The following is a 19,384-nucleotide window of genomic DNA, read 5'->3' as shown; positions in this document are numbered from 1 at the left end:
CGAATCCTACGCGTTTACGCTGGTGACTGAAGAGGGGTCGGCCCACCGGCGAAGGCGGGCCGATTCCGTAAACGGATCTAGCGCTGGAACTCGGCGTCCCGATCGTCCTCGCCGTCGTTCATGTCGAAGGCGAAGCCGCCGCCACCGGCCACCTTCACGGCGCGAGCCGGCTTGGCCTGCGGCTTCTTGGCCGGACGCTCGGTGGCCGCCATGGTCGCTGCCTTGGCACGGAGCTGATTGACCGCCCGGTCGATCGGCGCAGCCGCCTGGGCGCGGCCCTGCTCGATGCGGAAATAGGCGATGGTCGACTGAAGCTGCTCGGCCTGCGAGGCAAGCTCCTCGGACGTCGAGGACACCTGCTCGGAGGCGCTGGCATTCTGCTGACCGACCTTGTCGAGCTGCTGGATCGCCTGGTTGATCTGAGCCGAGCCGACGTCCTGCTCGCGGCAGGCCGCGGTGATCTCCTCGACAAGCTCTGCCGTCCTCTTGATATCGGGGACCAGCTTGGAGAGCATGGAGCCGGCTTCCTGCGCCACCTTGACGGTCTCGGCCGAGAGCGTACCGATCTCGGCGGCGGCCGCCTGGCTGCGCTCGGCGAGCTTGCGCACCTCGGACGCGACCACCGCAAAGCCCTTGCCGTGCTCGCCGGCGCGCGCTGCCTCGACCGCGGCGTTGAGCGCGAGCAGGTCGGTCTGGCGCGCGATCTCCTGCACGATCGTGATCTTCTCGGCGATGGTCTGCATCGCGTTGACGGCACGCCCCACAGCGGCGCCGCTGGCCTCGGCGTCCTTGGCCGACTGCGCGGCGATCTTCTCGGTCTGGTTGGCGTTGTCCGCGTTCTGCTTCACGTTCGAGGCCATCTCCTCCATTGAAGAAGACGCTTCTTCCGCGGACGAAGCCTGCTCGGTCGCGCCCTGCGACAGCTGCTCGGCGCTGGCGGACAGCTCCTGGCTGCCGGCGGAGACGTTCTGCGCCGCGGTCAGGGCTTCCGACACGATCTGCCGAAGCTTTTCGACCATGCGCTCGAGCGCGAGGCCGAGCGTATCCTTGTCCGACAGCGGCTTGGCCTCGACCGTGAGATCGCCCTGGGCGATCTGGTTGGCCAGCGCCGCAGTCGCATTCAGATTCACCGTCATCGCGTTCAGCGACTTGATGAGATCGCCGATCTCGTCGTTGCTGGACGACTCGATCTTGTGGCTGAGATCGCCGATCGCCACCGCGTCGGCAAGGCCCACGGCCTGCGCCAGCGCGCGGCTGATGTTCAGCGCGATCCAGGTCGCGGCAACCGCGGCGATCAGCAAGGAGGCGATGACTAGGCTCAACAGTATCAGTTCGGCGCGGGCGCCATCCTGCTTGGCCTGTTCGGCCTGTTCGGCCATGTTCTTCTTGACGTTCTTGATGTAGCCGTCGGCCGCTTCGATCGCGTCCGCGACGACCTTGCGGCCATCGTGCATGGAACGATCCAGCGCTTTCGGCTTGTCGGTCCTTGCAAGCTGGACCGTCTCGTCTTGATAGGCGTTCAGCTTGGCGAACGCGACGTTGAAGCTCTCCATCAGCTTCTTGCCGCTTTCGCTGGCGGCCGCGTAGATCTCGTCCTTGGACTTGGCGACCGCGTCGCGGTTCTTGATGAGATCGGCCCGGAACTGATCGTGCTCTGCGTCGGACGCCGCGAGGATCGAGTTCTTCTCGGCGCGCACGAGGAACAGGATGCCTTCCTTCAGCTCGGCGGCCTTTTCCATCCGGCCTGCACGGCTGACCAGAAGCTCGGTGGTGCCGACCATGTCCGCCAGCTTCATGTAGCCGACCGCGCCCGCGATCATGGAGAGCAGGATGACGACGCCGAAGGCGCTGGCAAGCTTGGCTTTGACGGTGAATCTCATGTCAGTCTCGTTGGTTCGAATTGGGGTGCTTACGCTCGATCACGCTTCACACTTGCAAACTCAGGCGGCGCGCGACGTATCGCGCCCTTCAGGGATCTCGTCGTTCGCCATCAGCTTGGCGAGATCGAAGATGACGACGAATTTCTCACCCTTGCGGCCGATGCCGGCGGCATAGTCGGACTGCCATTTGCCGCCGACTTCGGGGATGGGCTCGATCGCCTGCTCGTCGATGTCGGTGACCTCGAACACGCAATCGGCGACGAAGCCGACGCCGACCAGGCGATCCTTCATCGGCACGTCGAGGATGATGATGCGGGTCGCTTCAGTCGCCTCCACGGTCGGCAGGCCGAGCTTGGTGCGGAGGTCGACGATCGGATAGCCGCTCCCGCGCACGTCGATCATGCCGAGCAGGAAATTCGGCGCATGTGGCAGCCGTGAGATCGGCCGCATATCGAGAATTTCCCGGACATTGCGGATGCTGATGCCGAACGTCTCGCCGGCGAGCCCGAGCGTCAGATATTGCGAGGTTGCGGCCATGATGCAGTCCAGAGGTCCCAAGGTTTGCGAATAGGCGCGGTCCGGCACGAGGCCGGACCGGTAGATCAGCGTTGGAACTCGGCGTCGCGATCGTCCTCGCCGTCATGCATGTCGAATGCGAAGCCGCCGCCGCTGGCGACCTTCATCGCGCGCGCCGGCTTGCGGGCAGGCGCGGACTTCTTCGCGCCGCGATCCGCAGCCGCCATGTGCGCGGCCTTGGCACGGAGCTGGGTGACCGCCCGGTCGATCGGCGCGGGCGCGCGCTCGTCGCGGCCGGCATGCTCGATGCGGAAGAACGAGATGGTCGACTGAAGCTGCTCGGCCTGCGAGGCGAGCTCCTCGGAGGTCGATGACACCTGCTCGGACGCGCTGGCGTTCTGCTGCCCGACCTTGTCGAGCTGCTGGATCGCCTGGTTGATCTGGGCCGAGCCGACGTCCTGCTCGCGGCAGGCCGCAGTGATCTCCTGGACCAGCTCGGCGGTCTTCTTGATGTCGGGAACGAGCTTGGACAGCATGTCGCCGGCTTCCTGCGCGACCTTGACGGTTTCCGTCGACAGCGTGCCGATGTCGGCGGCGGCCGCCTGGCTGCGTTCGGCGAGCTTGCGCACTTCGGAGGCGACCACCGCAAAACCCTTGCCGTGCTCGCCGGCGCGCGCGGCCTCGACCGCGGCGTTGAGCGCGAGCAAATCGGTCTGGCGCGCGATCTCCTGCACGATCGTGATCTTCTCGGCGATGGTCTGCATCGCCTGGACGGCACGGCCGACGGCGACGCCGCTGGCTTCGGCATCCTGGGCCGATCGCGCGGCGATCTTCTCGGTCTGGTTGGCGTTGTCGGCGTTCTGCTTCACGTTCGAAGCCATCTCCTCCATCGAGGACGAGGCTTCCTCTGCCGACGAGGCCTGCTCGGTCGCGCCCTGCGACAGCTGCTCGGCGCTCGCGGAGAGCTCCTGGCTGCCGGCGGAGACGTTCTGCGCGGCGGTGAGCGCTTCGGCCACGATCTGCTTGAGCTTCTCGACCATCGTATTCAGCGAGGTGACGAGATCGCCGATCTCGTCGTTGCTGGTGACCTTGATCGACTGGCTGAGATCGCCATCGGCAACCGCACCGGCGAGGCCGACGGCACGGCCGAGGCCACGCGCGATGCTGAAGGAGATCCAGATCGCGGCGATCAGACCGATGACGAGCGAGGCCACCACGGCCGAGATCAGCAGAAGCTGAGCCCGGTTGCCGTCCTGGTGCGCCTGAGCCGCCTGGTCGTTCATGTTCTTCTTGACGTTGGTGACGTAAGCGTTGCCGGCTTCCATCGCCTCGGCGACGGCCTTGCGAACCTCGGTCATGGAGCGCTCGGCCGCCTTCGCCTTGTCCGTCCGCGCGAGCTTGAGGACTTCGTCCTGAACCGCGTTCATACGCACATAGGCGGCGCCGAAATTGTCGAGCAGCTTCTTGCCCTCGGGCGAGGCCGCGGCGTGGATTTCTTCCTTCAGCTTCAGAAGCGTCTCACGCTGCTTTGCAATCTCGGCGAGGAAGCGCTCCGCTTCGCTCTCGGGAGCCACGATGAGGTTCTTCTCGGCGCGAACCTGAAGCAGAATGCCCTTTTCGATTTCCGCCGCACGGTCCATCCGGCCGGCGCGCGACACCAGGCTGTCGGCGGTGTCGATCATCTCGCTCAGCTTGACATAAGCGAGGCCGCCCGCCGCCATCGAGAGCAACAGGACGACGCCGAACGCGCTGGCAAGCTTTGCCTTGACCGTAATTCTCATCTTCAGCCCCTACCGATCTCGCCCCCGAGACCTCATGTCAGTTCAGAATGCGTTCCATGTTTGGAACGATGACGAACTCTTCGCGCCATTTGGCGATGAAGCGGATGAACTCCGGCTTCCAGTGCATGCCGACGCGCGGCGTCTGCTGCACATCGGCCTGCGAAATCTCCGTAACCTCGTAGACCTTGTCGGCCGTCATGCCGACCAGCACCGGCTCGCCGTCGAGCTCGATCTCGATGACGACGATGCGCGTGTCGGCGGAATCCGCGAGTTGCGGCATGCCGAAGCGGATGCGCAAATCCGCCAGCGGGATAACGTTGCCGCGCACGTTGATGACGCTGGGAACGAAGGCGCGCGCTCCCGCGACCCTGGTCACGGGGACGGGATCGATGATCTCGCGCACGAGGCCCGCGTCGAGCGCGAACTTCTCCTCGCCGAGCCCGATCATCACGACCTGCATCGCGCCCGCCTGATGCTCGCCAGCCTGCATCTCGTTCATCACGCCGCCTCGCTGATATGCTGCTTCTCGACCTTCGACTGCGCCAGCGCGACGAGCTGGGCGACATCGAGGATCAGCGCCGCCGTACCGTCGCCCAGGATCGTCGCGCCCGAGAAGATCGTGACGTCCGAGTGCAGCTTGGAGAGCGACTTGATCACGGTCTGGTGGTTGCCGATGATCTGGTCGGCGACGAGGCCGACGCGGGTCTCCCCGGTCGAGATGATGATCGTCTTCTGGTGCCGGTCGGGCGAACCCGAGGCGGACATGATCTCGCGCAGGCGCAGGAACGGGACGAGGTTGCCGCGCACGTTGAGGAAGTTGCGGCCGCGCGAGCGTTCGTCCTCGGCCGTCAGCTCGACGCATTCCTCCACCGCCGACAGCGGAATGATGTAGCGGCCTTCGCCGACGCGGATCAAAAGACCTTCGATGATCGCCAGCGTCAGCGGCAGGCGCAGCGTCACCGTGGTGCCCTGGCCCGGACGCGTCGACAGGTCGATCGTGCCGCGCATGTTCTCGATGGTGCGCTTGACCACGTCCATGCCGACGCCGCGGCCGGACAGCGCCGAGATGGTCTGGGCGGTCGAGAAGCCCGGGTGGAACAGGAACTGGTGGATCTCGTGATCGGTCAGCACGGCGCCGGAGGCGATCAGCCCCTGCTCTTCCGCTTTCGCGCGGATGCGCGCGGTGTTGAAGCCGCCGCCATTGTCCTTCACGGTGACGAGCACCTGCGCACCGGAATGAACGGCGGCGAGCTCGATCCGGCCCTGCTCCGTCTTGCCGTTGGCGGCGCGGGTCGCGGTGTCTTCGATACCGTGGTCGATGGCGTTGCGGATCAGGTGAACCAGCGGATCGGCCAGGCACTCGATCATGGTCTTGTCGAGCTCGGTATCCTCGCCCGTGGTGACGAATTCGACCGGCTTCGACAGGTCGCGCGACAAATCATGCACCAGGCGGCGGAAGCGGCCGAACAGCGAGCCGATCGGCACCATGCGCGCGCCCATCGTGGTGTCGCGCAGGGAGGAGGCGAGGCGCTCGATTTCCTCGGCGATCATCTTGATCGAGAGGTCCGAGCCGGACGAGGCGAGCTGCGACAGCCGCGCCTGCGCGATGACCAGCTCGCCGACCCGATCCATCAACTCGTCGAGACGCTCGGCCTGGACCCGGACGGTGGCGATGCCGCGATCCTGCTTGGCTTCGGGCTTCGCTTCCGGCTTTGGCTCGGCTTTGGGCTCCGCCTTGGCGATGGGCTGCTCGGCAACAGGCGCTGCGACGGCCTCGAGCACCGGCGCAATCATCTCGGCCACCGGGGCCGGCTCCTCGTCGAGCAGCTGCAACAGCGGTAGCGGCGCGGGCGCTTCGACATGCTCCAGCGGCGAGAGCGTCAGCTTCATCTCGTCCGAGACGAACATGAAGACGTCGTCGATCGCGTCCTTGTCGCAGGCCGCGTGCAGCTTGACGTCCCACTTCAGATAGCAGTCTTCCGGCTCCAGCTCGTCGAGGAACGGTATGCCGTCGGTCACGGGCACGACGAAGCACGGGCCGAGCTTGCAAAGGTCTTCCAGCAGATCGAGCGGGTTCGAGCCGTTACGCAGGATGTGGGATTCGAATTCCAGATACAGGTGCCAGCCGGCCTGCTTGCTCTCGCTGGGGGCCAGCGGCGGCGCTTCAGCGATTTCGGCGACGGGCGCGACAGGCTGGTCGGGAAACACATAGCGCTTGAGGTCGTCGAGGATGGCCTCGCCGATGATGTCGTCGGTCGACTGCGGATCCTCGATCAGCGCGCGGATATAGTCCTTGGCCGCGAGTGCGACCGAGATCAGCTCCTGCGTCGGCTTGATCTCGCCCTTGCGGACGCGGTCGAACGCGGTCTCGAATTCGTGGGTGAAGGATGCGACCTTGTCGAAGCCGAACATGGCGCCCGAGCCCTTGATCGTGTGCAGGGCGCGGAAGGCGGAATCGACCAGCTCGCGGTCGTCGGGACGCTGGCCGAGATCGAGCAGGGCCCCTTCCAGGACCTCGAACAGCTCGCTGGCTTCCTGGCGAAAGACCTCGGTCGGGTCCATCGCGCTCATGCGCGCACCAGCTTGCCGACGACGGCGAGCAGCTGTTCGGGCTTGAAGGGCTTGGTGATCCAGCCGGTGGCGCCCGCGCTCTTGGCTTCCTGCTTCACCGCGTCATTGGATTCGGTGGTCAGGAACACGATGGGCATGCCGACCGCGCTCGGCAGCTTGCGCAGCGCGCGGATCAGCTCCAACCCGTTCATGACGGGCATATTGAGGTCGGTGATGACGAGGTCGAGCTTGCCGGCCTGGGCCTTGGCAAGCCCCTGCGCGCCGTCACCGGCCTCGATCACGCTGTGACCGGCCGGCTCGAGCACGACCTTGATCATCTGCCGGATGCTCGGGGAGTCGTCGACCGTGAGAATCGTGGCCATCAGGTGCCATCTTTCTTTTGCGGGAAATGCTGATCGATCATCGCATCGCTGGCGAAGCCGGCGCGGCGAAGGGTGTTGCGCAGAGACTGGGAGAATGATGTGAGCACCACCGGGCGGCCCTGGGCCTCGCCCGTCCTGGCGGTCGACAGCAGAAGCTGGATCGAGGTCACGTCGGCCTTGTCGACGCTCGAACAATCGATCTCAAGCCGGTCCTGCCGGCCGAAGGCTTCGCGGATCAGGTCATAGACGTTGCGGATCGCAGCGATGCTGCAATCCGCCGGCAGCCGCAGGGACCACTTCGGCTCGGTGACATCAGACGACATTCGTCCCCCAAACTCCAGGGACTCGCTGCACGCATCGCGCGAATCCCGCACGACGACTATTCGCGTTGGAGAGTGCGCAAACCCTTAATGGGCATCACCGTACAACTACGGGTCACATATCGAAGAACTTCGCCTGTGCATGCAGACGTGCATGGATCGCTCAATTCTCATGCGTTGTGCGCATTCATGAGTCAGTTCGCCGCAGCCCAAGCGTTTGCTCCGCGTTAAATCGCAAAGGCTATTCGTGGAGGTCATGCCTCGCCATCCGAACGAGCCCGGCCGCCGATGCTGACCCAAGCGCTTCTGATTGATGACAGCCGCTCTGTCCTCAATTTCCTGAAACGTCATATCGAAGCCGAAGGCCTGGTCGAGGCCACGACCTTCCTTGATCCCGTCGAGGCGCTGGCTTGTGCGCGCGAGCGCGTCTTCGATCTCGTGCTGGTCGATTACGAGATGCCGCATATGGACGGCATCAGCTTCATCCGCGCCTTCCGCACCCTGCCCGGCTGCGCCGACATCCCGATCGCGATGATCACGTCGCGACAGACCGATGACGTCAAGAAGGAAGCGCTGCAGGCTGGTGCAACCGATTTCTTACCGAAACAGCCACAGAGCGTCGAGATGACGGTGCGCCTGCGCAATTTGGTGCGGCTTGGTGCAGCCGTACGCAAGCAGAACGACCGTGCCGCGGATCTCGCGAACGCGGTGGCGGCCGTGACCCAGAAGCTCGGCGAGCGCGAGGAGGAGATCATCCTGCGGCTCGCGCTCGCGGTCGAATACCGCGACAACGACACCGGCGAGCACACGCTGCGGGTCGCCCGCTACAGCCGCATCATCGCCGAGCAGCTCGGTCTGCCGGCCCGGCTCTGCCGTGACATCTATCTGGCCGCGCCCCTGCACGATGTCGGCAAGGTCGCCATCCCCGACAGCATCCTTCTCAAGCCCGGCAAGCTGACCGACGACGAGATGGCGGTGATCCGGACCCACGCGACGATCGGCGAAAGGATCCTGGCGGACTCCAGCTGCGAGCTGATCCAGCTCGGTGCTCAAATTGCCGCAGGTCACCACGAACGCTGGGACGGCGCGGGCTATCCGAACGGCCTCAAGGCGGACGAGATCCCGGTTGCCGCGCGCGTGGTCGCGGTCGCCGACGTGTTCGACGCCCTGACGACGCGCCGGCCATATAAAGAGCCGATGCCGCTGGACGTCGCGCGCAACTACCTGATCGAGAACCAGGGCCGGCAGTTCGATCCGGCCTGCGTCGAGGCTTTCCTGTCGCGCTGGGACGAGGTCGTGGGGATCGCCGCCGGGCGGGGCGCAGCCCTGCTTCAAAAAGCCGTGGCCTCCACGGCCCCCATGAGAGAGACCGCCGAGGGCCGTCCCGCCCGGGATAGCCTGGAAACGGCCTGCCCGGCCGCGTGACCCGAACTGATTGCCGCGCCAATCCGGCATTCGTCCGATCGGCCGCATCTTGCCTGACGAGGGGCGTGAACGAACCGGGCTACTGCACGATGTCCAGATAGAGCTGTGTGTCGAAGTAATCAGACGCGCGCACAGCGCCTGTGATGCCGGCGTCCGCCATGAAGAAATCGCTGACCTGCTGAAGCCACTTCACCACGGTCCCATCGGTGTATAATCGCTTCCATTCCCGCGACGAAAACAGCTTCTGCGCCTTGAAAGCCTCGACAATGTCCGCGACCGCGGCCTGGCTGTAGTGCTTCTTCTGGAGAGCTTCGGCGGCGGCCGCAGGGCTGCGCACCATGTAGTCGTTGGCGTCCGCCCATGCACGAATGACCCGTCCGAGGATATCCTTGTTCGCCGCAGCATAGTCGACGCGGGCCGCCCAGCCGCCGAGGACGGCGGATTGCGGATAGAACGCCGACGCATCCACGAGCCTGACCGCGTCGGGCACGGCCTCGCGCACGGCGATATTGAACGGCACCCAGAGTGCCACGGCCGGGACCTCGCCGGCGATGAACGCCTTGACCGCAGCCGACATGCTGCCGTTGACGACCTCGACCTCCGACGGATTGTTGGAATTGGCACGCAGCGCGCGATCCAGGAAGATGTGCGCCGTCGTCTGCCTGGTCGTTGCGATCCGCTTGCCCCTCAGAGCGGCGAAACCGTCCACCCCGAGGGCCGGCCTGACCCAGAGCTGGGCCGTGGCGATCTCGATGTCGTTGATGAGGAAGCCGCGCCCGGCGCCGCGCGCCAGATAGCTCGAGATGACCCCGCCCGCCGAAAGCACGTCGATCTGGCCTTTCGCCATCGCCTCGAACACTTCCGGCCCGGTGTTGAACTCCAGCAATTCGAAGTCGATCCCCTGCCTGTCGAACGTACCGCGATCGAGCCCGGTCCAGATGTGGCCATCCACGGCGACGACGTGGAGATAGCCGAGCCTGATCTTTGCGCGGGCCTGGGCCAGCGCCGGCGCGGCCAGCGTCGGGGTAACGGCCAGCATCGCCGCCCGGTGCAGCAATTGCCGCCGGCTGACGCGACGCGCGTTCACGCCGCCTGCCCTTTGTTCGGCCCGGAGGCACGCAACTGCTGGACATGATGTTGCGCGATGCCGTCCCTGGGATAATCGAGCATGAAGCCGGAGAGCTGAGCCAGGGTCGTCTCGGCCGCGCCCTCCCGTGCGATCGAGGCGAAAACTTCGTCCCAGCGCCGGCACATCGCAATGTCGGCCTCGCTTGCCTCCGCAAGCTCGCCACGCAGCTCGCTCACCTCGATCGCATCGGCAAATCCCTTGGGCCTGATGCTGTCGACGCTTCGAAACAGGAACGCATGACTGGCACGTGCGCGGACGGCGGCGCTGACCAGAACGCGCGTACCGTAATTCTTGTTCAAGCCCTCCAGCCGTGACGCCAGGTTGATGGTCGCGCCGAGCGCCGTGTAGTTCATCCGGTCGCTCGACCCGATATTGCCGACGACGGCATCGCCGACATGCAAGCCGAAGCGGGTCTCGTAAGGCGGCCAGCCCTCGCGCCGAAACTCCTTGTTGAGCGCCTCGTTCGCCGCAAGGCATGCCAGGATGGCGCGACACGCGTTGACGGTGTGGTTCGGATCATCCGCCGGCGCGTTCCAGAACGCCATCACGGCATCGCCGATATATTTGTCGATCGTGCCCTGATGCCGCATGATCTCGTCCGACAGCGCAGCGAAGTAGCGCGAGGTGTAGACCATCACCTGCGACGGGTCGGCCCTCTCGGTCTTGGCGGTGAAGTCGGCGACGTCGGTGAACAGAACCGTGACCTCGCGCCTGGCCCCGCCGAGGCTGAGCGAGGACCCGGTTTCGATCAACTGCCGCACGACCTGGCGAGGAATGAAGCTCGCAAAACTCCGCACCACGTTGCGCATGGTGAAAACCGAGCGGCCGAGTTCCTCGATCTCGGCGATGACAGAATGAATCCGCGGCCGCTCTGCGATCTGAAAGCGCTGGATCTCGTCGGTCTGATCGACGATCTTCCGCAGCGGCCGCGCCATCAGCGATCCCAGCCAGAACGCGAATGGCAGGGTGGCGCCCACGAATGCGAGCGCAAGGGCGAACAGCGTGCGGCGTTCGCCGACGATCCGCGAGTAGAATTCGTCGAGCGGCGCGATCATCGCAATGGAGACATTGGCGGACCCGGTGGTCGCAAGCCGATGCACTGCCGCGACGTAGGTTCGATCCGACGCATCCTCGAAGAACTGCTGCGCCGGCCCACCCTGCCGCCAGGAGGCGATGATCGGTGCGATCGCGGGCAGCCGGAGCGCGCTGATCTGCGGCAGATCGTCCTGCCGTTCCGGTATCTCCGCCATCAAGCGGCTCATTTCGGGGTGACCAACGATGCGACCGGATTCGTTGAACAGGAAAGCGAGACCGGAGTGCCCGATCTTCTGCTGCGCCAGCATGTCCTCGAACCGGTTCAGAAGCACGTCGCCGGCGACGACGCCGCGACGCCCTTCCCTCAGCGGCGACCGCAGCGTGTAGCCGGGCTCGCCCGTGGCATAGAAGACGTAGGGGCCGGTCAGCAGCGTCTTGTCGTTCTTGAACGCCTCGACATACCATGGCCGCTGCCGCGGGTCGTAACCTGCGGGGCCAGCGACTTCCGCAACCTGGATGAGGTTCTCCGACAGAAACTGGGTGACAGGCTTGGCGCCGGCCGTGCGCGATATCACGACCAGCCGGAAAGCTGCATCCTGGTCGACGTTCAGTCCCTTCCTGAAGGCCGAATTGGCGCGGTCGATGACGTCCATCTCGATGAAGGAGCCGTCCTCGTAACCGACATAGAGATTGAAGAGCTGCGGGTTGTTCCGCAGCATCGCAGCCATCAGAACGTACAGCCGCGAATTGTCGGCAATCTCGGCCTCCTGAATCGATGGCAGGCCGGACAGGATGTCGAGATTGTCGCGGACGTTCTTGAACTGCTCATCGACGTGATCGGCGCCGAGCTGGGCCACTTTCTCGATGAAGCCGCTGGCCGCGGCCCGCGTGATCACCGTCACGCGTTCGAAGCTGAGATAGACCAGCGTCAAGCCCACGAGCAGCACGACGGCCACGAACACCGTGATGATCGATGTCTGAAAGCCGATGCGCAACGCGCGCTTGCTAGTGCGGTCTCCGGTCATCGGAGCTCCGTGACGCCTCCATTAATATTTTCGAACGATCGGTTTCGACGGGGCCGTCGCGGGCGCCGCCTGCGAGACCGAGAAGGTAACCCACGTCGACCAGCTGTTCGGACGGTTTTCGACCTCGAGGTCCTTGTATCCCCTGACATTGAGATAGCCCTGGTAGCCGTCCGACATCGGGATCATGAATCCGATCTGCGGGCCGATGCCGACGGCCTGCCCCCTGAAGCCGCCAAGCTTCGCACCGGGCCCCCTGTCGTCCGTGATCTGCTGGAAGAAATAGCCGGCGACCCCGACGTGAACGGTCTTGCTGACGAACTGCGACGCGGCCCAGTCGATGTGGAAATCGATGCCGTTCTGGTACTGGAGAAACGGGTTCGTGAAATTGTAGGTGAGCCCGCCGACGATCGAGAACTCATGGCCGGTTTTCAGGTCGAGATAGGTGTAGCCGGCTCCCGCGTCGATCGCGGGAAAGCCGAAGCTCAAATTGGCGAGCCGGCTGGAATCGTAGGTGCCGCTCGGGATGTTGCCGGTGATGTAGACCATCTCGTTGTGAACGCCCTGATTCCATTTCAGCGTGCCCTGGTAGAACACGTCGGTCAGCGTGGTGCGGTTGTCGGTCGCGCTTCCCGAGATGGTGTTGCCGCGTGGACCGGTCAGCGTCGCGTCGACGCCGACGCCGATGTTGCCAGGCGCGGTGATCAGCGTGACCGCGGCCTGACCGCCGAGCACAGGCATCGCGGAGGTGTAGGTGATGCCCTGAACGAGCACATCGGCGTGCGCATTGAGGCCGGCGGTCACCGAGCCGGGTACGCCCCCGCTGGTGACGAAATTCTGCCCTCCGCCCCCTTTCTCGTTTAGATGGATGTAGATGGTGGAATAGGCCCAGCCCGGCGTCACCGGAACGGCGGCAAGGCTGCCGAAGATGCCCGGAAGCCAGAAGCCCACGCCGCCCGAATCCGCCAGCGCGGGCTGGGCAGAGAAGCTGGTCAACGCCAATGTGGCTGCAAACCCGGCCTTTCCTAGATGTCCCCTCATGTCACGTCCCCTTCCGTTCCATCAAGTCGTCCACCCCGACAGGTCATGCCTGTCCTTAGCTCTCGTCGCGGCCCGCCTATTTCGTGGCGCCTCCAATTGTGGTTGCGACCCGCTCGACGTCAGGCAATCTCCAGCTGTGATCGAACAACGGCTTCTCCGGCCCGTAAAGACGGAAAAGCAACTCGAATTTTCGGGTGGGATCAGTGGGCACCCAATTGGCATCCTTGCCGTCCGGCGCCTTCGGACCGAAATAGACATCGACGGAGCCGTCGGCGTTTTTTTGAAGACCCGGGCTGATCGACGCGCGGCTCGCGCGCGGCATGTTGCGCACCAGCGCATGGGTCTCGCGGTCGTAGACGGTGGCCGACCAGTACTGCTTCACCGGCGCGTTTGCCGGCACGCTCAAGCGATAGGTGACGCTACCGTCAAAGTCCTGACCATCCTTGTCCTTGTTGGCCATCAGATAGAACTGCGCGGTGCCGAGCCGCTTGATGCCGGTGTAGCCGAGCGTGTAGGTCACGCCGCGCATGTCGACCGGATAGGCATTCGGGTCGCCGTAGCCGCCGCTCGCCGCCTTCACCATCTCCGGCACGGCCGCCGGGAACCAGCGAATGCCGGGATTGATGACCGGGAAGCCGGCGTCATAGATCTGCGCAAGGAGTGCATGCGCCTCTCGTGCGGCCTGGTCGAGCAGCGTGACCGTCTTCTGATCAGGATTGAACGGCCTGCCCTTGACGATTCCGATGGTCGCGAGTTGGTCGATCATGGCGCGGTCGCGATCGAGCCACGGCTCGTTCTGCACCACGCGGTCGAGGCCGCGGTAGAAGCTCGCATCGTAGGGAATCGTCGCGTCGAACAGGACGTCGTAAGCGTCCGTGAAGTTCGTCGGCGGCGGCTCCTTCGCGCTCGCGAGCGGATAAACCTTGATCTGCTTGCCGTAGGCCACCGACTTCTCGACATCGGCATCGCCATGGCTGACGAGATTTGAGCGCAGCAGCGCAAAGCCGCTGAACACGTCGGGCTGGAGTGCAATGTAGCCCGCAGGCACCTCACCCTTATGCCCAGGCGGCAGGATCAGATACTTGCCGCCCTGCCCCTTGTCGGCGCCTTCGGGACCAGTATCCTCCAGCGGCATCTGCCAGAGCGTCACGATGTTGCCGGCGATCGAGCCGCCCTGCGCCGGCGGAATCTCGACCACCACCGGCCCGTCCTTCACGTTCCAGAACGACATGAAGTAGATCGAATCCGGATTGGGCGTCAGCGTCTGGTTCTTCCAGTTCACCGGCTTCGACCAGTAGACGATCTCGTTCGGCTTCGCCTTCGTCATCTTGAGCATGGTCTGAAGCATCAGATCGGCGTTCACCGCCGGCATGCCCCAGATCATCGCCTCGACCGCACGACGCTGAATGTTGCGCGCGGCGAGCTCGTCCGGCGACATATTCTGGGCATGCGCGCTGAGGACCGATAGAACCAGGGCAACGGCGCCGACGATTGCTCTTCTCATCACAGCCTCCCTCGCTCTACGTTCCACTCGCCGGCTGCGGCTCGGGGAATTTCCACTTGCCGCTCAAGATCTCCGGGCGTCGCGCGGGTGAAATTGTCGACCGTCACCGGCACCGGTGATTGCGCATGTGCAACCGGGATACTTAGAAGAAAGATCGAGGCGGGCAGTGCGGCTATTCTCATTACTTCCTCTCATTCAGAACGGATTGACGTAGTTCAGGATCGCGAGCTGACGCAGGACCACGCGACGGACGATGTGGGCCGGCTTGACGTGGTCGGTGTAGATCGCCGCCGTGCCGGCGCTGCCGGCCGGCAGGCGCCTCGCAAACTCCGCATCCTCGAGCCTGACCCGGACGACGAACGGCGCGGCCTCGATCGCCTTCGGCAGGACCGCCGTGCCCGAGGTCTGCGTCTGTCCCGGTGCGATCGCCTGGAGCACGCTCTCGACCTTGCCGGCGTAGATTTGCCCGGGCGCAAATTTGAAGGTGGCCTCGACCTCCTGACCGGGTGCGATATAGCGCGCATCGATCTGGTTGATCTCGATGCCGATGATGGTCGAGGACGTATCGATGAAGGCCATCACCGGCGACAGTGGCAGGCTAGACACACGCGCCCCCTTGCGCAGCGCGAGGTTGGTGACGTAACCGTCTGCCGGTGCGCGTACGACGGTCTTGTCGAGATTCCATTGCGCGGACTCCAGTTGGCCGGACAGCTGGTCGACCTCGGACTGCCGCTGCTCGACATCGAAGCCGCGCCCGGCATCGCGTTCGAACAGCTGCGTCATCTGACCGAGACGCGTCTTGGCGAGCTTGAACTGGGCGTCGATCGCCTTGACTTGCGCTGCGTAAGGCGTCGGGTCGATCTTGAACAGCACGTCGCCGGATTTGAGCGGCGCGTTGGCGATGACCGGTACGTCCGTCACCTCGCCCGCCACGTCGGGCACGATCGAGACGGCGTTACGTACGACCAGCGCATTGCCCTGCGGTGCGCCCCATCCCATCGGGATCAGCAGCCCCAGCAGCACGACCACCATTACGATCGCCGGAGACACTTTCCAGAACAGGTTGAAGGGCACGATCTTGAAGTGCACCAGCAGGAAGAGCAGCACGAGGTAGATATTGAGAATTGCAACGGCCATCACGCATCTCCTGCCTTGCGCGCGGGCACGTCGAGATAGGCCCAGATGAAGGCGATCGGCCACAATGCGAAGCCGAAAAACAGCGTGATCCAGCCTGCGACCATCACGGCTTGCGCATGCGGATGATTACGCGATTTCGCGATGTGCCCGGGCAGCCATCCGGCGATGCAGACCACGGCGATCGCACTGGCAAGCAGGATCACCAGCACGATCCAGGCGAAGATGTCGTAGCCGCTCATGGCGGTGACCTCCGTTTCATCGGAGCGTTGCCATCACTGGCAGTAGTCCCAGAAGCCCTGCGTCCGGGACGGATCGGTGTAGTACCAGCACATGCCGGGCGCAGGCGCAGCACCTGCCCACGCTGCGGCCGTCGCCGCTGTCACCATGCCGATGGCCGCACCGGCCGCGATGGCGCCACCTCTCGGCCAGCCGTACCAGCCCGGTCGCGCCCAGCCGCCGCGGCCGGCGACCGCCGTCGTGTGGCGAACCGCGACGTTGCCGCGCGGTCCCCTGACGGCGGTGGTACCGCGATAGGCCGCTCCACGCGGACCAACGGCAGCCCCGCCACGATGAACGACTGCACCGCCACGAGGACCGACTGCCGCCCCGCCGCGGCGCCCGGCGGCGCGCACCTCGATGAGGTCGGGCGATGCGACCGCGTCCTGGTGTATTGCACCGGGTTGAAGTGGCGCGGCGGACACCGTCTCAACGGACAGGGACACGCCGGATGCCAGCAAAACAAGAGCCGTTGCCAGCGAAGTTGTGCGCGCTTGAATAGACATTTTGTTCCTCTTCATGCTTCCCGTTGCTGTTTTTCAAATGTGCTGTGCGCCGGAATTCGAGCGCCACTTGCGGCGGCCGCTCAGGGCTTGGCGTCTGGTTTCGCCGGAAACACCTCCTTCCAATCCTGCTTCATGTCGACGACGGTCCACCCGGCGACCCCGGCCGCGTCGAGCGCCTTGTCGAGCTTGCCGAACTTGGATTGACGGTCGTAGGCGTATTCGCGCGCCGCGTCGGTGTGATGCACGATGCCCGCAAAGCGCGCGCCCGCTCCGGCGGTCGTCCACTGCAGCATCTGCAGATCGCCGTCGGAGTTGCCGAAGGCGAAGATCGGACGCCGTCCGATGAACCGGTTGATCCCGACCGGCTTGCCGGCGCCGTCGTCGATGAACTCGATCTTGGCGAGCTTCATCAATTGCGGCTTGCCATCCGTAGCGGTCTCGAATTGCACGACGCCGGACGAGCCGACCACCTGCTCGGGTGGGATGCCGTAGGCCTTCTCGACCCAGGGCCGCATGAACTCGACGCCGCCGCCTGACACGATGAACGTCTTGAAGCCGTTGGCCCGCAAATAGGCCAGGAGCTCCAGCATCGGCTGGTAGACAAGGCTGTTGTAGGGCCGCTCGAACCGCGGATGGCGCGCGGTGGAGAGCCAGTCGGTGACGGACTTCGAGAAAGCATCCGTCGTCATGCCCGCATGCGTCGCCGCAACGATTTGCAGAAGTCCCTTCTGCCCGGACTCGGCGAGTGCCTTGGTGTCCTTGTCGAGCAGCGCCTTGAACGGCTGCTTCTGCTTCCACTCCGGGTGCTTCGGTGCCATCGCCTTGACCTGGTCGATCGCGAACGCGAGCTGGAAATACATCGGCTGCTCGCACCAAAGTGTCCCGTCATTGTCGAAAACCGCGATGCGTTCGGCGGGCGGGACGAAATCCGGCCCGCCGTCACGCGTGACGCGCGCGACGAAGTCGGCAATCGCCTTCTTCGCCGCGCCGTCGTTCCAGGACGGCAATGGATCGGCCGGCTGCGCCACCGCGACGCCAATGGACACGAGACATGCAAGTAGCATGACGCCAAGCCGGTTGATCATCGCAACTGCCCTTCCTTGCCGTTATTGCACCTCTCACTATTGCGGCTTCAAGCGTTCGAGGTCGTTGAGCCGCTTCAATGCAGCCTGCTGCCGCAGCAGGCTGTAGTTGATGCCGCCCGCATTCAGCGAGCTGCCTTCCTGGTAGGGGAACTGATCGAAATCGGAGAAGAACTCCTTGATCTTTCCCTGCACGGGCACGATCAGCCACATGTTCTGGGCGAGGAATTGTATGGCTCCCCCGCCCTCCTCCAGACCTCGTTCATAGGGGTCCATGCGCAGGTTTGCGATCAGCGACCAAGCGGTCACCTCACGGGTACCGGTCGCAATATTTCCCTTGGAAGAGGCGAAGCTCAGCTTCCAGTCGTTCCACCTAATCGCGTTGAGATTGCCGCCCTGATCGAAGTAGTAGATTGCATCGCGCGGCGGCGTGGTCGTCTCTCCCTTGAAGAACGGAAGGAAATTATAGCCGTCGAGATGCACCTTGAAATTCTTGCCGCCAGCGCCGGAAAACCCTGTCTTCATCTTCTCCTTGATATCGGGGATTCCCGCCGCGGCTGCCAGCGTCGGGAACCAATCGATCAGCGAGATGATCTCGTTGTATTGCGTGCCCGGCTTCACCACGCCCGGCCAACGCACCATCATCGGAATGCGCATGCCGCCTTCCCATGTTGTGCCCTTCTCGCCGTGGAACGGGGTCATGGCGCCATCAGGCCACAGCGCGATCTCTGCGCCGTTGTCCGTGGTGTAGAGCACGATGGTGTTGTCGGCGATGCCGAGATCGTCGAGTTGCTTCAGCAACTCGCCGACCATCCCGTCGTGCTCCACCATGCCGTCGGCGTGAATACCCTTGCCGGTCTTGCCGAGCGACTCCTTCTTGAGATGGGTGAAGACGTGCATGCGCGTCGAGTTGAACCAGACGAAGAACGGCTTGTCGGCTCTGGCCTGCCGGCCAATGAAGTCCTTGGCGGCCCCCAGGAACTCCTCGTCGACTGTCGGCATGCGCGCGGTGTTGAGCGGGCCGGTGTCCTCGATCTTGCCGTCCGCGGATGACTTGATGACGCCACGCGGCCCGAACTGCTTCCGGAAGTTCGGGTCCTTCGGATAGAAATAGCCCTCAGGCTCTTCCTCCGCGTTGAGATGGTAGAGATTACCGAAGAATTCGTCGAAGCCGTGCTTGGTCGGCAAATGCTCGTCACGGTCACCAAGATGGTTCTTGCCGAACTGACCGGTTGCGTAACCTTGCGCTTTCATCACGTCCGCAATCGTCGGCATCCAGTCCTGGATGCCGTGGGGATCGCCGGGCATGCCGATGGTGAGAAGGCCGGTCCGGAACGGCTCCTGGCCAAGGATGAAGGACGCGCGGCCCGCCGTGCAGCTCTGCTGGCCGTAGGAATCGGTGAAGATCGCGCCTTCGCGCGCGATCCGGTCGATGTTGGGCGTGCGATAGCCCATCATGCCCATGGTGTAGGCGCTGATCTGGGAATTCCGATGTCATCGCCGAAGATGACGAGAATGTTGGGCTTGCGGCCACCTGGCGGCGGCGCTGCGGCCGGCGACGGCGAAGGTGCGGCTTTCTGTGCCTGCGCGAGCGCCTGCGATGTCAGCGCCGCAGCGGCAACGATGGACGATGTGCCGAGCAGCACGGCCCGGCGATGGATGGCTGAATTGTCGCTGCTGTTGGAGTCGGTAACGGGATTGTTCGCGGTCTTCGTCTCGTTGGTCATTCGACGCTCCTTGATCCACGTGATTGTTGGCTAGCGCAGGTGATACCGAGTTTCGATCGTCCGTTCCGTC

Annotated in this window: 16 protein-coding genes and 1 pseudogene; 1 reads left to right on the top strand and 16 read right to left on the bottom strand. The window is 64.4% G+C overall.

Going from position 1 to position 19,384, the window contains the following annotated elements; all coding sequences use genetic code 11:
• Window positions 1-77 precede the first annotated feature (77 nt).
• The 7 genes from NLM25_RS10095 to NLM25_RS10065 all read right to left on the bottom strand — a co-directional run bounded on the left by NLM25_RS10095 (window position 78) and on the right by NLM25_RS10065 (window position 7,433).
• Window positions 78-1,880 (bottom strand): methyl-accepting chemotaxis protein, encoded by a 1,803-nt coding sequence (locus tag NLM25_RS10095; RefSeq protein WP_254116738.1) that lies wholly within the window; start codon window positions 1,878-1,880, stop codon window positions 78-80.
• A gap of 60 nt (window positions 1,881-1,940) precedes the next feature.
• Window positions 1,941-2,417 (bottom strand): chemotaxis protein CheW, encoded by a 477-nt coding sequence (locus tag NLM25_RS10090; protein WP_254116737.1) that lies wholly within the window; start codon window positions 2,415-2,417, stop codon window positions 1,941-1,943.
• 65 nt (window positions 2,418-2,482) lie between these two features.
• A complete protein-coding gene (locus NLM25_RS10085) occupies window positions 2,483-4,177 on the bottom strand; it encodes a methyl-accepting chemotaxis protein (protein WP_254136833.1) in 1,695 nt (564 codons plus the stop codon).
• Window positions 4,178-4,214: 37 nt separating this feature from the next.
• Entirely contained in the window at window positions 4,215-4,676 is a 462-nt protein-coding gene (locus tag NLM25_RS10080; RefSeq protein ID WP_254116735.1) for a chemotaxis protein CheW, read from the bottom strand.
• Complete coding sequence (locus tag NLM25_RS10075) at window positions 4,676-6,748, bottom strand: chemotaxis protein CheA (RefSeq protein ID WP_254136832.1); 2,073 nt, start codon at window positions 6,746-6,748, stop codon at window positions 4,676-4,678. The genes NLM25_RS10080 and NLM25_RS10075 overlap by 1 nt, the downstream gene beginning before the upstream one ends.
• Complete coding sequence (locus NLM25_RS10070; RefSeq protein WP_018644022.1) at window positions 6,745-7,110, bottom strand: response regulator; 366 nt, start codon at window positions 7,108-7,110, stop codon at window positions 6,745-6,747. Before NLM25_RS10070 ends, NLM25_RS10075 begins: the two co-directional genes overlap by 4 nt.
• Complete coding sequence (locus NLM25_RS10065) at window positions 7,110-7,433, bottom strand: lipid asymmetry maintenance protein MlaB (RefSeq protein WP_254116733.1); 324 nt, start codon at window positions 7,431-7,433, stop codon at window positions 7,110-7,112. Before NLM25_RS10065 ends, NLM25_RS10070 begins: the two co-directional genes overlap by 1 nt.
• A 285-nt stretch (window positions 7,434-7,718) precedes the next feature.
• Between NLM25_RS10065 and NLM25_RS10060 the strand changes: the two genes are divergently transcribed.
• A complete protein-coding gene (locus tag NLM25_RS10060) occupies window positions 7,719-8,855 on the top strand; it encodes an HD domain-containing phosphohydrolase (protein ID WP_254136831.1) in 1,137 nt (378 codons plus the stop codon).
• A gap of 79 nt (window positions 8,856-8,934) precedes the next feature.
• Here NLM25_RS10060 and NLM25_RS10055 read toward each other — a convergent pair whose 3' ends face one another.
• From NLM25_RS10055 to NLM25_RS10015, 9 genes and pseudogenes are all read right to left on the bottom strand, one after another.
• Window positions 8,935-9,894, bottom strand: coding sequence for an ABC transporter substrate-binding protein (locus tag NLM25_RS10055; protein WP_254141147.1), 960 nt, complete (start codon window positions 9,892-9,894; stop codon window positions 8,935-8,937).
• A gap of 44 nt (window positions 9,895-9,938) precedes the next feature.
• On the bottom strand, window positions 9,939-12,044 hold the full coding sequence (locus NLM25_RS10050) for an adenylate/guanylate cyclase domain-containing protein (protein WP_254136830.1): 2,106 nt from the start codon (window positions 12,042-12,044) through the stop codon (window positions 9,939-9,941).
• Between the two features lie 21 nt (window positions 12,045-12,065).
• Window positions 12,066-13,082: a transporter gene (locus tag NLM25_RS10045; protein WP_254136829.1), complete on the bottom strand. Its 1,017-nt coding sequence runs from the start codon at window positions 13,080-13,082 to the stop codon at window positions 12,066-12,068.
• A 76-nt stretch (window positions 13,083-13,158) separates the two neighbouring features.
• Window positions 13,159-14,586, bottom strand: a complete 1,428-nt coding sequence (locus NLM25_RS10040; protein ID WP_254136828.1) for a DUF1254 domain-containing protein — start codon at window positions 14,584-14,586, stop codon at window positions 13,159-13,161.
• Window positions 14,587-14,781: 195 nt separating this feature from the next.
• Window positions 14,782-15,723: an HlyD family secretion protein gene (locus NLM25_RS10035; RefSeq protein ID WP_254136827.1), complete on the bottom strand. Its 942-nt coding sequence runs from the start codon at window positions 15,721-15,723 to the stop codon at window positions 14,782-14,784.
• Window positions 15,723-15,962: a DUF3302 domain-containing protein gene (locus NLM25_RS10030; RefSeq protein WP_254116727.1), complete on the bottom strand. Its 240-nt coding sequence runs from the start codon at window positions 15,960-15,962 to the stop codon at window positions 15,723-15,725. Before NLM25_RS10030 ends, NLM25_RS10035 begins: the two co-directional genes overlap by 1 nt.
• 33 nt (window positions 15,963-15,995) lie before the next feature.
• Window positions 15,996-16,445: a hypothetical protein gene (locus NLM25_RS10025; RefSeq protein WP_254116726.1), complete on the bottom strand. Its 450-nt coding sequence runs from the start codon at window positions 16,443-16,445 to the stop codon at window positions 15,996-15,998.
• A gap of 140 nt (window positions 16,446-16,585) precedes the next feature.
• Window positions 16,586-17,590: an HAD family phosphatase gene (locus NLM25_RS10020; RefSeq protein ID WP_254136826.1), complete on the bottom strand. Its 1,005-nt coding sequence runs from the start codon at window positions 17,588-17,590 to the stop codon at window positions 16,586-16,588.
• Between the two features lie 36 nt (window positions 17,591-17,626).
• Window positions 17,627-19,314, bottom strand: a pseudogene (locus NLM25_RS10015) (arylsulfatase).
• Window positions 19,315-19,384 lie beyond the last annotated feature (70 nt).

The organism is Bradyrhizobium sp. CCGB01, assembly GCF_024199795.1.
Taxonomy (GTDB): Bacteria; Pseudomonadota; Alphaproteobacteria; order Rhizobiales; family Xanthobacteraceae; genus Bradyrhizobium.
This window is presented reverse-complemented; position numbering and strand designations above follow the sequence as displayed.